This is a genomic window from Kitasatospora sp. NPDC054939 (assembly GCF_053610105.1).
This window is the reverse complement of sequence record NZ_JBSGXP010000079.1, coordinates 1-13,853: the sequence shown is the minus strand read 5'-3', so window position 1 is coordinate 13,853 and position 13,853 is coordinate 1. Positions and strand designations below refer to the sequence as shown.

11 protein-coding genes and 1 pseudogene are annotated in these 13,853 nt (G+C 75.6%); 5 read left to right on the top strand and 7 right to left on the bottom strand.

Going from position 1 to position 13,853, the window contains the following annotated elements; translation table 11 throughout:
* Nucleotides 1-54: 54 nt before the first annotated feature.
* The 3 genes and pseudogenes from ACWGB8_RS22160 to ACWGB8_RS22150 form a co-directional block, all read right to left on the bottom strand.
* Nucleotides 55-1,116, bottom strand: a complete 1,062-nt coding sequence (locus tag ACWGB8_RS22160) for an S-adenosylmethionine:tRNA ribosyltransferase-isomerase (protein ID WP_452215270.1) — start codon at nucleotides 1,114-1,116, stop codon at nucleotides 55-57.
* A gap of 140 nt (nucleotides 1,117-1,256) precedes the next feature.
* A pseudogene (locus ACWGB8_RS22155) lies at nucleotides 1,257-1,970 on the bottom strand (SDR family oxidoreductase); the annotation flags it as partial.
* A 313-nt stretch (nucleotides 1,971-2,283) separates the two neighbouring features.
* Nucleotides 2,284-3,297, bottom strand: coding sequence for a pseudouridine synthase (locus ACWGB8_RS22150; protein WP_452215269.1), 1,014 nt, complete (start codon nucleotides 3,295-3,297; stop codon nucleotides 2,284-2,286).
* A gap of 210 nt (nucleotides 3,298-3,507) precedes the next feature.
* Here ACWGB8_RS22150 and ACWGB8_RS22145 point away from each other — a divergent pair, with 210 nt between their 5' ends.
* The 3 genes from ACWGB8_RS22145 to ACWGB8_RS22135 all read left to right on the top strand — a co-directional run bounded on the left by ACWGB8_RS22145 (nucleotide 3,508) and on the right by ACWGB8_RS22135 (nucleotide 6,260).
* Nucleotides 3,508-4,602, top strand: coding sequence for a PP2C family protein-serine/threonine phosphatase (locus ACWGB8_RS22145; RefSeq protein WP_452215268.1), 1,095 nt, complete (start codon nucleotides 3,508-3,510; stop codon nucleotides 4,600-4,602).
* Nucleotides 4,603-4,801: 199 nt separating this feature from the next.
* Nucleotides 4,802-5,197 (top strand): DUF3224 domain-containing protein, encoded by a 396-nt coding sequence (locus ACWGB8_RS22140; RefSeq protein WP_452215267.1) that lies wholly within the window; start codon nucleotides 4,802-4,804, stop codon nucleotides 5,195-5,197.
* Between the two features lie 295 nt (nucleotides 5,198-5,492).
* A complete protein-coding gene (locus tag ACWGB8_RS22135; protein ID WP_452215266.1) occupies nucleotides 5,493-6,260 on the top strand; it encodes a DUF5995 family protein in 768 nt (255 codons plus the stop codon).
* Nucleotides 6,261-6,285: 25 nt separating this feature from the next.
* On the opposite strand, the gene ACWGB8_RS22130 is transcribed toward ACWGB8_RS22135, so the two are convergent.
* Entirely contained in the window at nucleotides 6,286-7,725 is a 1,440-nt protein-coding gene (locus tag ACWGB8_RS22130) for a GuaB1 family IMP dehydrogenase-related protein (protein WP_452215265.1), read from the bottom strand.
* Nucleotides 7,726-8,055: 330 nt separating this feature from the next.
* On the opposite strand from ACWGB8_RS22130, the gene ACWGB8_RS22125 reads away from it, so the two are divergent.
* Both ACWGB8_RS22125 and ACWGB8_RS22120 read left to right on the top strand, forming a co-directional pair.
* On the top strand, nucleotides 8,056-9,630 hold the full coding sequence (locus ACWGB8_RS22125; protein WP_452215264.1) for an SDR family NAD(P)-dependent oxidoreductase: 1,575 nt from the start codon (nucleotides 8,056-8,058) through the stop codon (nucleotides 9,628-9,630).
* Nucleotides 9,631-9,643: 13 nt separating this feature from the next.
* The gene (locus ACWGB8_RS22120; RefSeq protein WP_452215263.1) at nucleotides 9,644-10,171 is read left to right on the top strand and encodes a nucleotide triphosphate diphosphatase NUDT15; all 528 of its coding nucleotides are present in this window, start codon (nucleotides 9,644-9,646) and stop codon (nucleotides 10,169-10,171) included.
* Nucleotides 10,172-10,236: 65 nt separating this feature from the next.
* Here the strand turns inward: ACWGB8_RS22120 and ACWGB8_RS22115 are convergent, their stop codons facing one another.
* The 3 genes from ACWGB8_RS22115 to ACWGB8_RS22105 are packed head-to-tail and all read right to left on the bottom strand — an operon-like array spanning nucleotide 10,237 to nucleotide 13,666.
* Nucleotides 10,237-12,459: an FtsX-like permease family protein gene (locus ACWGB8_RS22115; RefSeq protein ID WP_452215262.1), complete on the bottom strand. Its 2,223-nt coding sequence runs from the start codon at nucleotides 12,457-12,459 to the stop codon at nucleotides 10,237-10,239.
* Nucleotides 12,456-13,145, bottom strand: a complete 690-nt coding sequence (locus ACWGB8_RS22110; protein ID WP_452215261.1) for an ABC transporter ATP-binding protein — start codon at nucleotides 13,143-13,145, stop codon at nucleotides 12,456-12,458. Before ACWGB8_RS22110 ends, ACWGB8_RS22115 begins: the two co-directional genes overlap by 4 nt.
* A complete protein-coding gene (locus tag ACWGB8_RS22105; RefSeq protein ID WP_452215260.1) occupies nucleotides 13,142-13,666 on the bottom strand; it encodes a PadR family transcriptional regulator in 525 nt (174 codons plus the stop codon). The genes ACWGB8_RS22110 and ACWGB8_RS22105 overlap by 4 nt, the downstream gene beginning before the upstream one ends.
* Nucleotides 13,667-13,853 lie beyond the last annotated feature (187 nt).

Below are 13,853 nucleotides of genomic sequence, written 5' to 3'. Positions count from 1 at the left end.
CCCGGCAGCTTCCGGTGACGGCCCTCCGGCGACCCCGCGACGGCTCGGTGCCGGTCAGCGCAGCAGCAGGTTGACGTCGCCGAACTCGTGCCAGAGGTAGCGGTGTTGGACGGCCTCGGCGTAGCAGCGGCGCAGCAGCCTTCGTCCGGCGACGGCGGCGAGCAGGTGGAGGTGGGACGCCCGCGGTTCGTGCCAGCCGGTGAGCAGGCCGTCCACCGCACGCACCCCGCGTTCCGGGGTGAGCACCAACTCCGTCCAGCCGTCGGCCTCGTGGACGGTGCCGTCGGGTCCGGCCGCCGACTCCAGCGCGCGGACCACCGTGGTGCCGACCGCGACCACCCGGCCGCCGGCGGCACGTACCCGGCCGACGAGTGCGGCGGTGCCGGCGGGGACGTGGAACCGTTCCGCGTACGGGGCCTCGTGGGCCTCCGGGGAGGCCACCCCGGTGTGCAGGGTGACCGGTGCGGTCAGCACTCCGCGGACGGCCAGCGCGGCCAGCGTGTCGGCGGTGAACGGGCGTGCCGCGCTGGGCATTTCGCTGCTTCCGGGCACCCGGGCGAAGACCGTCTGGTAGGCGTCGAGCGGCCAGTCCCGGTCGACGTAGCCGTACCGGATGGGGCGGCCGTGGCGCTCCAGGTAGCCGGTCAGCGGCTCGGGGAGGTCCAGCCCGGCGTACCAGAGGCGTGCCGTGAAGGGCGCGGCCAGTTCGGCCGCCGCACCGGCGGGCAGGGCCACCCGCAGTCCGGGGCGCGCCGGGGACTCGCCGGGCGGGTAGTAGGCCGCGGCCGCGCCCGGGACGATCCGGCGCAGTTCGACCAAGTGGGTTCCGTGGCCGTCGGGTTGGGCCGAGGACAGGTGCAGGGCCACCGGGGTGCCGTCGGGCAGCCGGCCGGGGAGGGCGGCCGGCAGGGTGGCGGAGTCGTTGACCACCAGCAGGTCGCCGGGGCGCAGCACCTCGGGCAGTTCGCCGAAGCGGCGGTGCTCGACGATCGCGCCCGCCCGGTGGCCGACCAGCATCCGGACGTCGTCCCGCGCGCTGCCGCGGGCCTCCGCCGGTGCCCGGGCGGAGAGTTCGGGCGGAACGGTGAACCCGGCCCCGAGCGTGACGGTGGTCATCGCGCCTCCACGGCGGTGACGTCCGGACGAGCGGCGTCCTGGCGAGCGCCCTCCGGGCGAGCAGCCTCCGCGCGGGCGGCGTGCGGGCCGGCGGGCGCCGGGTGTGCGGGTGCCGGGTGTGCGGGTGCCGGGTGTGCGGGCCGCAGGTCGGCGGCCCGGTAGCGGCCGGAGGCCGGGCGGTCCCGGAGCAGTCCGAGCAGCGCGGGGACGACGCTCTCCGGCAGCGGGCGGTCGGAGATGTCCTCGCCGGGGAACGCCTCCTGGTGCATCAGGGTCCGCATGTCGCCGGGGTCGACCGCCCAGACCCGCAGGGCCGGCTCCTCCTCGGCGAGGACGGCCGAGGCGTGGTCGAGCGCGGCCTTGGAGGCGCCGTAGCCGCCCCAGCCGGCGTACGCCTCGACGGCGGCGTCGGAGCTGATGTTGAGGACGGCCCCGCCGTGCGCCCGCAGTTGCGGGAGCAGCAGTCGGGTGAGCACCAGTGGACCGAGGACGTTGACCTCGAAGGTCTCCAGCAGTCCGGCCTGCGGGAAGTCGGCGAGCCGGGGCAGCGGGGCGCCCGCGAGGTCGTAACCGGTGAGCGTGGAGGCGTTGTTGACCAGCAGGCCGGCTCCGCCGAGGCTCGCGGCGGCCCGGGCGACGCGTTCCCGGTGGTCGTCGTCGACCACCGAGCCCGCCAGCGCGCGGACCTCGGTGACGGCGCCGAGTTCGGCTTCGACGGCGGCGAGTGCGGCGCCACCGCGGGCGGTGATCACCAGCGGGCGGCCCTCGGCGGCGAGGGCCCGGGCGAGGGCCAGCCCGAGGCCGCGCGAGGCGCCGGTGATCACCGCGGCGGACGGGCCGGACGCGTCGGACAGTGCGGACGGGCCGGACGCGGCCGAGGCAGCGGGGACGGCCGATGCGGCGGGGACGGCGGAGACGTCGCGGACACCAGGTCCAGCGGAGACGGCGGGAGCGCCGGTGGGGTGCGGCAGTGCGTTCATGGCCCCACGATCGCCCCGGCCCGGTCCGGAACGGATCGGTCACCGGCCCCGCCCGGGGTGGTCCCTTGGTCCTACGGTCGCGGCACTACGCCCTCCGACCCGGTCCTTCCGCCGTAGGGAACGCCCGAGGGAACGCCCGAGGGAGCCACCCGAGGGATCGCCCGTCACGCGGCCTGATCCGCGGGGTTCAGGCGTCGGCCGCCCAGGTCGCCGGGTCCGACCATGCGGCGAGGGTGCGCCGGCTCTCGAACCGGCGCTCCTCGCCGGTCAGCGGGTCGGTGAACTCGACTGCGGAGGCGAGCAGTTGCAGCGGTCGGCGGAAGTCGTCCGGGGCCGGCTCGGGCAGCACCCGCGGGTAGACCGGGTCGCCGAGGATCGGCAGGCCGAGGCTGCTCATGTGCAGCCGCAGCTGGTGGGTGCGCCCGGTCGCCGGGAGCAGCCGGTAGCGGGCGAGGCCCTCCCCGGCCTCGGAAGGGTCGCCGTCCCCGAGAGGGTCGACGTCCCCGCCGCCACCGACCGGGCCGGGCCGGTGCTCGACGAGTTCGACGCGGCTCTCGCTGTTCGGCGGGGCGTCCAGCTCGTACGCCGCGATCCGGCCGCGGTCCTTGACGATGTGGCTGCGGACGGTACGCGGCAGGGCCAGCCCGGGGTCGTACCCGGCGACGGCCTGGTACTCCTTGCGGACCAGCCGGTCGCGGAAGAGGGTCTGGTAGGCGCCCCGGTCCTGCGGGCGCACCACGAACATGGCGAGTCCGGCGGTCAGCCGGTCGAGCCGGTGGGCCGGGCTGAGGGCGGGCAGGGCGAGGGTGTGGCGCAGCTTGGAGAGCGCGGTCTCGACGACGTGCCGGCCGCGCGGGGTGGTGGCGAGGAAGTGCGGCTTGTCGACGATCACGAGGTGCTCGTCGCGGTGCAGCACCTCCAGCGCGAACGGGACGGGGACCTCGTCCGGCAGGTCGCGGTGGAGCCAGAGGTGGGCACCGGGGCGGAACGGTTCGTCCGGGCCGATCGGGCCGTCGGTGCCGGAGATCTCCCGGCCGTCCAGCAGCGCGTCGATCCTGGCCGGGTCGACGGTCGGCAGCCGGTCGGCGAGGTAGGCGCGCACGGTCGGCCAGGGGCCCTCGACGGGGAGCCGCAGGTGCACCGGGTCCACCCCGAGGCGCTGCGGGAGGGGGGGCGGGGGCATCGGGTTCCTGCGTCTCATGTCCCGGCCAGCCTACGCGCCCGCCGGACGGCCCCGGAGAACGGGGACGGGCCGGGGAACAACCGGGGACGGGCCGGGGACGACCGGGGACGGGCCGGGCACAGCCGGGGACGGGCCGGGGAGAACCGGGACAGCCGGGAACCGCCCCCGCCGAGGTGCCGACGGCGGCGCTCCCGGAGGAGAGTGGACGTGAAAGCCGAGGAGCCGCCCGTGACCTCCCACCGCCCGCCCTCCAGTGCGCCGCCGGCCCCGCTGCGGCTGCCGCGGCAGGCCCGGGTGCTGCTGCTCTGCGCGGCGCTGCTGCTGACGGCGGCCGTGGTGATCGACGTGCTCGCCGGGCCCGGCACGACGGTCTCCCCGCTGCTCGCGGCCGTCCCGATCCTGGCGGGCGCGGCCACCCGGGCGGCCCGGGTGCCACTGCTGGCGGGCGTGGTCGCGGTGACCGGGGTCGGGCTGCTGGAGCTAAGCAACCACGGGCTGCCGGAGTCGGTGCACGTCACCGCGCTGGTCACGGTGGTGGCCGCGACGCTGGCCAGCACCGCGAACGTGGCCCTGGTGGCGGCCCGGGAGCGCGAGCTGCTCCAGGTCCGCACGGTGGCGGAGGCGGCGCAGCGGGCCCTGCTGCGCCCGCCGCCGGACCGGGTCGGGCCGCTGCGAGTGGCGGTGCGCTACGCCGCGGCGGCGGCCGAGGCCAGGATCGGCGGCGATCTGTACGAGGTGGTGGAGACGCCGCACGGGGTCCGGATCCTGCTGGGCGACGTACAGGGCAACGGGCTCTCGGCGGTGGAGACGGCGGCGGACGTGCTGGGCGCCTTCCGGGCGTCGGCGGGTGGCGAGGCGGACCTCGCCCGGCTGGCGGAGCGGCTGGACGAGGCGCTGACCGGCCGTCCCAGCCAGGAGCGGTTCGTCACGGCGCTGCTGCTGAACGTGCCGCCGCTGGCGGGGCCGGCGGAGTACGTGAACTGCGGGCATCCGCATCCGCTGCTGCGCCGGGAGGGGCTGGTGAGCGAGCTGGTACCGCCGGAGCACGCGCCGCCGCTGGGGCTGCTGGGGCTGTCCGGGGCGGGCTACCGGAAGGGCCGGTTCGAGCCCCGGACCGGGGACCTGCTGCTGCTCTACACGGACGGCGTGTCGGAGGCCCGGGACACCACGGGCCGCTTCTACCCGCTGGCCGAGCGGCTGGCGGCGCTGCCCACCCAGGATCCGGAGGCCGTCCTGGACCGGCTGCTCGCGGACGTCCGGGCGTACGCGGGCGGCGGGCCGGACGACGACGCGGCGCTGCTGGCCCTCCGCTGGGACCGCTGAACGGGGCCACCGGGACGGGCCGGGACGGGCCGACGCCCCGCCGGACCGGGCCGACGCCGAACCGGACCCGGCCGCCGGGGCGAGCCGTCACGCTCCGGGAACCGGGCGGCGTCCGGGCGCGGGTGTCAGTGGCCCGTGCGAGGCTGACCGCGCAGGCCGACCGGGGTGCCGGCGGCACGGTCGTCGAGGGGAGTTCGGGATGGGTGCGCAGGTGGGCGGGTCGTTCGACGTGACGTCGTGGGAGCCGCAGGAGACGGACGAGCGGGCAGGCGCGACGCTGGGCCGGGTACTGCTGGCGAAGACCTTCCGGGGTGCGCTGGCCGGGTCGAGCACGGTGCAGATGCTGTCGGTCATGGACGCCGCGGGCGAGCCGGCGGCGTACGTGGCGGTGGAGCACTTCACCGGCGAGTTGGACGGGCGGAAGGGTTCGTTCGTGCTGCAGCACAGTGCGCCGGGCAGCCACGGGGAGCGCCTGTCCGTCCGGGTGGTGCCGGGGACGGGCACCGGGGAGCTGGCGGGGCTGACCGGCACCCTGGACATCACCCAGGACGACGCGGGCAACCACGCCTACGCGCTGGAGTACGACCTGGGCTGAGCCGGAGCGAAGACCTCACCGAGCCGAACTGAGCCGAACCGAACCGACCGGCACCGACCCGGGCCGAACCGCACCGCACCGACCCCGCACCGACCCGGCCGGGCGGCCCCCGCGGACCCCCACCCGGGGAGTTCGCGCACGGACGCCGTGCGCGGCTCCTCCCGGGCGGGCCGGGCCGCTGACACGATGGTGCGATCAGTCACACCATCGGTGCGACCCTCCCGAGGCAGCCGCCGGCTCACGGAACGCGCCGGGCGTGCACGGGCAACGGGGTCGGCGGACACGGAGGTACGCGATGAGCCTGCTGGAGACGGCGGAGGACGTCCCGACGGTGGACCAGGTGGTCGACCGGCTGCGCGGGATCGGGGCCGCGCTGCCGGCGGCGGACGGGGTCGCGGTGTTCAACCGGATGTACCTCACCGTCACCGAGCTGGTCCGGGAGCGGCTGGAGCAGGGGCACTTCACCGATCCGGAGGCGATGGCCGTCCTGGACGCGGTGTTCGCCGGCCGCTACCTGCTGGCCGTGGACGCGCACGCGGCCGACCGGCGTCCGCCCGCCTGCTGGCGGGCACTGTTCGAGCTGCGCGCGCACCCGGGCGTGCAGCCCCTGCAGTTCGCCTTGGCCGGGATGAACGCCCACATCGAGCACGACCTGCCGCTGGCGGTGCTCGACACCTGCCGTCTGCTGGGACGGGAGCCCGACGACCTGGCCGGGGACTACGGGCGGATCAACGGGCTGCTGGCCCGGGTGGAGGCCGAGGTCCGCGAACAGCTGATGCCCGGACCGGACCTGCTGGAGGCCGGCGGATCGCTGACCCACCTGGTGAGCGCCTGGTCGATCGACGCCGCCCGGGACGCGGCCTGGGCGAGCGTGCTGGCGCTGTGGGGGCTGCGGCGGGTGCCGTTCGCCGCGTCCGCGCTGGCCGCCGCCCTGGACGGCTCGGTCGGACTGGTCGGCCGCGCCCTGCTGACCCCCTGCACCGGCGCCACCGGCGCGGTCACCCAGCCGACCGACGGCGCGCCGGCCGGCCGGCACCCCGATCCGCGGAGCCGGCCGGCCTGACGGTACGCGGCCGCGCCGGAGGCGGTCAGGCCCAGCTGGAGTGCAGCGGCTTGCCCTCGGCGTAGCCGGCCGCACTCTGGATGCCGATCACGGCCTTGTCGTGGAACTCCTCCAGGCTGGAGGCGCCCGCGTAGGTGCAGGAGCTGCGCACACCGGCGACGATCGAGTCGATGAGGTCCTCGACGCCCGGGCGGGCCGGGTCGACGAACATCCGCGAGTGCGAGATGCCCTCCTCGAACAGCGCCTTGCGCGCGCGGTCGTACGCGGAGTCCTGGGCGGTGCGGTTGCTGACCGCGCGCGCCGAGGCCATGCCGAAGCTCTCCTTGTACTGGCGGCCGTCGGCGGTGGTCTGCAGGTCGCCCGGCGACTCGTAGGTGCCGGCGAACCAGGAGCCGATCATCACGTTGGAGGCGCCGGCGGCCAGCGCCATCGCGACGTCGCGCGGGTGGCGCACGCCGCCGTCGGCCCAGACGTGCTTGCCCAGGCGGCGGGCCTCGGCGGCGCACTCCAGCACCGCGGAGAACTGCGGGCGGCCGACGCCGGTCATCATCCGGGTGGTGCACATGGCGCCGGGGCCGACGCCGACCTTGAGGATGTCGGCGCCCGCCTCGACCAGGTCGCGGACACCGGCCGCGGAGACCACGTTGCCGGCCACGATCGGAATCTGCGGGTCGAGGCCGCGCACCGCGCGCAGCGCGCTGATCATCGACTCCTGGTGGCCGTGCGCGGTGTCGACGACCAGCACGTCGGCGCCGGCCTCGACCAGCGCCTTGGCCTTGCCCGCGACGTCGCCGTTGATGCCGACGGTGGCGGCGATCCGCAGCTTGCCGGCGGCGTCGACGGCGGGGGTGTACAGGGTGGCGCGCAGCGCGTTCTTGCGGGTCAGGATGCCGACCAGGCGGCCGTCCCGGTCGATCACCGGGGCGAGCTTGCGGTGGCCCTCGTTGAGCCGGTCGAAGGCGGCGCGCGGGTCGATGTCCTGGTCCAGCAGCAGCAGGTCGCGGGACATCACCTCGGAGAGGCTGGTGAAGCGGTCGACGCCCTGGCAGTCGTGGTCGGTGACGACACCGACCGGCTTGCCGTCCTCGACCACGACGAGCGCGTTGTGGGCGCGCTTGGGCAGCAGCGAGAGGGCGTCGGCGACGGTGTCGCCGGGGGCGAGGGTGAGCGCGGTGTCGTGCACCAGGTGGCGCTGCTTGACCCAGCCGATCACCTCGGCGATGACCTCGGTCGGGATGTCCTGCGGGATGGCGACCAGGCCGCCGCGGCGGGCGACGGTCTCGGCCATCCGGCGGCCGGCGATCGCGGTCATGTTGGCGACGACCAGCGGGATGGTGGTGCCGGTGCCGTCGTTCGACGAGAGGTCGACGCCCTGCCGGGAGCCCACGGCGGAACGGCTGGGGACCATGAACACGTCGTCGTACGTCAGGTCGTACGAGGGCTGGATGTCGTTCAGGAACTGCATCGGGGGTTCTCCGGCGGTCGTAGATACACCTGGGGTGCGGACTGGGCCGGGAACGGGTGGACGCACATGGCTCCCTTGACCCGTGGACCAATCCTCGCCGAACCGCAGGTGAATGCGCCAGTCCGCCGGTCAGTCCTGAAGGTCCGCACGAGGTCCGGACCAGCGCGGGCCCTCGGCCTTGGAGGAAAGCACAAGCGTCTGCCCCCGGGCCGGCGGCGGCGCCCGGGGTCGCGCCCCCTACGCCCGCCGACGCCGCTTTTCGCCCTGCCCGGTGCCGCTCCCGTAGCATTCACGCGGTAAACGGTGAGCGGGGACAGGGAAGCGGACGGCATGACGGCGGGCACGGACACCCAGCAGTACGACGGCACCGAGGGCATCGGCGCCGACGCGCCCGAGGAGGTCGCGGCGCCCGAGGAGGTCGGGCAGGTCGAGGAGGTCGAGGAGGTCGAGGAGGTCGACGACTACGGCCCCGGCCTCGACCCGGAGCGGCTGAAGCTCTGCCTCGACGTGCTCGCCGAGCTGGACACGCTGCACGTCGACCACCCGGACGCGATCACCGTCCGGCAGGCCGTCGGCGGCATATTCCGGACCCTCAAGCAGCGCCGCCGCCAGGAGACCCGCGCCCGCAAGACGGCCAACGACCGCGCCGTCACCGCCCGTACGGCCACCGGCGCGCCCACCCGGATCGACGACGAGACGGCCGGGGCGTTCGGCCTGACCACCGTCACCACCACCGAGATCGCCGGGATCCTGGAGCGCCCGCGCTCCTGCTACACCTGCAAGCAGCGCTACGTCGAGGTCGACGCCTTCTACCACAACCTCTGCCAGGACTGTGCGGCCAAGAACCGCACCCGGCGCGACGCCCGGGCCGACCTGACCGGCCGGCGGGCGCTGCTCACCGGCGGCCGCGCCAAGATCGGGATGTACATCGCGCTGATGCTGCTGCGCGACGGCGCCCACACCACCATCACCACGCGGTTCCCCAACGACGCGATCCGCCGCTTCACCGCGATGCCGGACAGCGCCGACTGGCTGCACCGCCTGAAGGTCATCGGCATCGACCTGCGCGACCCGGCCCAGGTTATGGCGCTGGCCGACGAGGTCGCCGCGGACGGACCGCTGGACATCCTGATCAACAACGCCGCGCAGACCGTGCGCCGCCCGCCGGAGTCCTACCGCGAGCTGCTCGCCGCCGAGTCCGCGCCGCTGCCGGCCGGCATGCTGCCGCAGTCCACCACCATCGGCCGTTTCGGCAGCGGCAGCGTCGACCTGCCCGCGCTGCCGGCCCAGGCCGACGGCGACCGGCGGATGGCCGCCGAGGACGTCACCTCCCTCGCGCTGGTGACCGGCTCGGCGACGCCCGCCCGGATCGAGGCCGGCACCGCGATCGACGCCGGCGGCCTGGTGCCCGACCTGGCGCCCACCAACAGCTGGGTGCAGACCGTCGGCGAGGTCGGCCCGGTGGAGCTGCTGGAGGTCCAGCTCTGCAACTCCACCGCGCCGTTCATCCTGATCAGCCGGCTGCGCCCGGCGATGGCCGCCTCCTCGGCGCGCCGCAAGTACGTGGTCAACGTCTCGGCGATGGAGGGCGTCTTCGCCCGCGGCTACAAGGGCGCCGGCCACCCGCACACCAACATGGCCAAGGCCGCGCTCAACATGCTCACCCGCACCAGCGCGCACGAGATGTTCGAGAGCGACGGCATCCTGATGACGGCCGTCGACACCGGCTGGATCACCGACGAGCGGCCCCACCCGGACAAGATGCGGCTGGCCGACGAGGGCTTCCACGCCCCGCTCGACCTGGTCGACGGCGCCGCCCGGGTGTACGACCCGATCGTCCGCGGCGAGCGGGGCGAGGACCTGTACGGCTGCTTCCTGAAGGACTACGAGCGCGGCCAGTGGTGAGGGAGGGGACCGCATGACCAGCACGTCGACCGCCGCCGTTCCGGACGGTGCCGCGGCGACCGCCGAGCCTCCGACCGGTGCCGCCGCGGGCGGTGCGCCGGTGCTCGGCGTCGGGGTGATCGTGCCGACCGGGGACGGCCAGGTGCTGATCGGCCGCCGGACCGCCGCCGGGGAGCCGCCCACCTGGGGCCTGCCGGGCGGCAAGGTCGACCGGCCGGGCGAGTCCCTGGAGCAGGCCGCCGCCCGGGAGCTGGCCGAGGAGACCGGCATCGTGCTCCCGGCCGAGGAGATGCGGGTGCTGGCGGTGCTGCTCGACCACGAGCTGGGCCGGCCCCGGCTGACCGCCGCGGTGCTGGCCCCGGCCAGCCTCTCCCCCGCCGAGGTCACCGAGCCGCACGCCTGCGCCGGCTGGGAGCGGTACCCGGTGGACGCGCTGCCGGAGCCGGTGTTCTACCCGTCCGGGCTGGTGCTCGACCGCTGGCTGGGCAGGGGCGGAACCCCGCTGCGCGACGGCACGTACGCCTACCCGGTGGCCGGGTAGGCGTACGCGGTGCGGGCGGTCGCGCCGGTTCGGCCGCTGCGGGCGGTCGCGCCGGGCACGCCGGTTCAGCCGCTGCGGGCGGCCTCCGGGCCGGTGATCCGGCGCAGCAGCGGGAGCGTCGAGGCGATGATCCCGAGCGAGGCGCCCAGGCCGACCGCGACCAGCGCGAAGTAGACCGCGCCCGGGGAGACCAGCTCGTAGCGCATCTGCGACTTGAGGAAGAGGTGCGCGGAGAGGAAGCCCGCGCCGGTCGCCACCGCGGCGGTGACCAGCAGCGGCACGGCGGTCTCCAGCGCCACCACCCGGCGCAGGGCGGCCAGCGGCACCCCGGTGAGCCGCAGCATCGCGAACGGGCGGCGGCGTTCGGCGAGTCCGGCGACCACGCCGACGGCGAGGCTGCAGCCGGCCACCGGCAGGGTGGTCAGCAGGACGACGTTGGCCAGCTGGCGCCAGCCCGCGAGTTCGCGCTGCGGCCCGGACGCCCAGTCGCCGACGGTCCTGGCCCGGTGCTCGGGGTGGCTGCGGGTCAGCAGGGTGCGGACCTTCTCCTTGGCGGCCGTGGAGCCGTCGGTGGTGGCGTAGACCGACTGGAGCGGGCGGGCTGCCAGCTCCGCGGCGGTCAGCGGGACGGCCCGCCACACCGTGGACGCGTTGGAGTCCAGGTCGACGAAGACCCAGGCCGGGACGGTGACGACCTCGGCCCCCGCGGGGCAGCTGCCGAGCACCGGGGCCTTCGCCAGGTCCGCGCAGGCGACCAGCTGGGAGGGCAGCCTGGGGTCCTGCGGGTCGCGGCCGAGCCCGTCCCGGTCGGGGTGGACGGCGATCACGCCCCGGACGCCGGGGATCGCCGCCAGTTCGGCGAGGAGCGCGTCCGGCACCCGGTCGGCCATCGGCGCCTCCTCGAACATCGCGCCCTGCGAGACGGCGGCCCGGGTCAGCCGGTCGCCGCTGAGCGCGCCGCGGTTGGCGTTGATGGCGCCGATGACGCCGACGGTCGCGCTGGTGACGAACAGCGCCAGGGCGATCCCGCTGACGGCCCGGAAGGCGGCCCTCGGGTCGTCGGCCATCCGCCGGACGGCGATCAGCGAGGCGGGCCGGCCGATCCGGCGGGCCAGTGCCCGGGCGCCGACCATGGTCAGCCAGGGGCCGGAGGTGACCAGCCCGATCATGATCAGGAAGAAGCCGGTCAGGTAGACCGTGGTCTGCGCGTCGGTGGATTCGGGGCGGCGGTTGACGAACCAGGCGAGTTCGGCGAAGCCGGCTACGAGCGGCACCAGGCGCCAGGCGCGGGGCGGCTTCGGGGTGGCCCGCCGGCTGACCCCGAGCGGCGACACGGAGACCCGGCGCAGCGCGAGCCGGGCGGCGAGCGCCGCCGCCACCGGCACTCCGAGGGCGACCGTGAGGATCTGCGGCACGGTCAGGGTGAGGTCCTCCGGGAAGAACCGCTCACCGGTGAACGGCACGCTCGCGGTGAGCGGGCGCAGCAGCAGGTGGACGACGAACCCGGCGGCCGTGCCCGCGACCGCGGCGAGGACGGACTCCACCACCGCGACCACCGCGACCTGGCCCGGGGTGGCGCCCACCAGCCGCATCGCGGCGTACCGCTGTTCGCGGCGGGCGGCGGCGAGCCGGGTGGCGGTGCCGATGAAGACCGCCACCGGGAAGATCAGCGCGACGGCGACCACGGAGAGGATCAGCGTCATGGCGTCCCCGCGGGTGCCGAGGCCGGGGCAGTTCCGGCAGTCCGCGGGCAGCTCGGTGGGGATCGCGGTGACGGCCTTGGCCTCGTCCAGCCGGGAGACCCGCTCGACGGTGCCGCCGACGACGGCGATCAGGGAGTCCGGGGACGGCAGGGCCGCGTCGCCGAGCTCCCCGACGAGGGTACCGGGGATGCGGTCGCCGAGCTGGTCGGCGGGGGTCGCGCGGAGCAGCTCCACCAGGGCCGGTGAGGCGTAGTACTCGCCGGCGGCGGGCGGCCGGGTGAGGCCGGGCGGCACGGGGGCGGTCGGCCCGGTGGCGGCGACGTCCACGACCTGGAGCTCCCGGCCGTCGTAGTAGTCCCAGCGGTGGTGCCACCAGAGCGGGTCGACGGGGGCGCTCGCGGTGACCGACTCGGAGCCCGCGTTGAGCCACACCAGCCGTTCGTTGGCCTTGTCGACGGCGTTGATGCCGGACAGCACGGAGAGCAGCAGGCCGACGCCGACGGCCGCCGCGGCCGCGATGGCGATCAGCCGGGCGAGGGCCTCCCGGCCGCCGCTGAAGGCCAGGCGGAGGGCGAAGGGGATCACCGGGCGGTCCGTTCCGGCAGGACCAGGGCGGTCGCCCTGCCGTCCCGGACGACGGCCTCGCGGTCGGCGTAGGCGGCGACCCGCGCCTCGTGGGTGACCACGACGACGGTGGTGCCCTGCTCGCGGGCGGAGGAGACCATCAGCTCCATGACGTGTTCGCCGGTGAGCGAGTCCAGGGCGCCGGTCGGCTCGTCGGCGAAGAGCACCCGGGGGCGGGCGACCAGGCCGCGGGCGAGGGCGACGCGCTGGGCCTGGCCGCCGGAGAGCTCGCCGGAGCGGCGCTGCTCCAGCCCGTCCAGGCCGAGCCGGGCGAACCAGGGGCGGGCCTCGGCCAGGGCGGCGGCCCGCCGGGTGCCGCCGAGCAGCAGCGGCAGGGCGACGTTCTCCTCGGCGGTCAGCTCGGGGACGAGCTGACCGAACTGGAAGACGAAGCCGAAGGCGTCGCGGCGCAGGGCGCTGCGCGGGGACTCGCCCAGGGTGTCGATCCGGCGGCCGTCGAAGTGGACCTCGCCGGAGTCGGGGGTCAATATGCCCGCCAGGCAGTGCAGTAACGTCGACTTGCCGGAGCCGCTGGGGCCCATGATGGCGAGGATCTCGCCGGCGTCGACGGCGAGCGAGGCGCCGCGCAGCGCCGGGGTCTCGCCGAACGCGAGGGTGACGTCGCGGGCTTCGAGCAGCGGGGTCATCGGCGCACCGCCTCGGCGAGGGCGTCCAGGCGGGCGGTGGTGAGGTCGATCCAGCGCAGGTCGGCCTCCAGGTGGAACAGGCCGTGGTCGGCGAGGAGCGCGTCCAGTATGGCGCCGTTGCGGCGCAGTTCGGTGAGTTCGCGCATGCGCTGCAGGTGGGCGGCGCGCTGGGTGTCGAGGTACTGCTCGGCGCTGCGGCCGAGCATCAGGGCGAGCACGACCTTGGTGAACAGCACCGTCTGCAGGTGCGGTTCGGGCTCGATCGGATCGGCGAGCCAGGTCTCGAACTCGGTCACCCCGGTCTCGGTGATGACGTAGCGCTTGCGGTCGGGCCCGTCGCCGGGTTCGGCGTCGGCGGCCACCACCTTGCCGTCCCGGGCAAGCCGGCCGAGCGTCGAGTAGACCTGGCCGTACGGGAGGGGCTTGCCGCGCCCGAACAGGGCGTCGTACTCGCGCTTGAGGTCGTAGCCGTGGCTGGGCTCGCGTTCGAGCAGCCCCAGGAGGGTCAGTGGAACACTCATGACAGGACCATACACCGGGGGTATACCTCCGGTGTATACACCCGGGGGACTTTCTTCCGTGCGGTGCCGTGGGCACCGGACGGCGGACGGGGAGGAGCGCCGGCCGCTCGACCGCGACCCGCGGACCGGGGCCGACGGGAGAAGGCTGACGGTCCGTCAGCGGACGTGGGGGCGGCGGCGGTCCGGC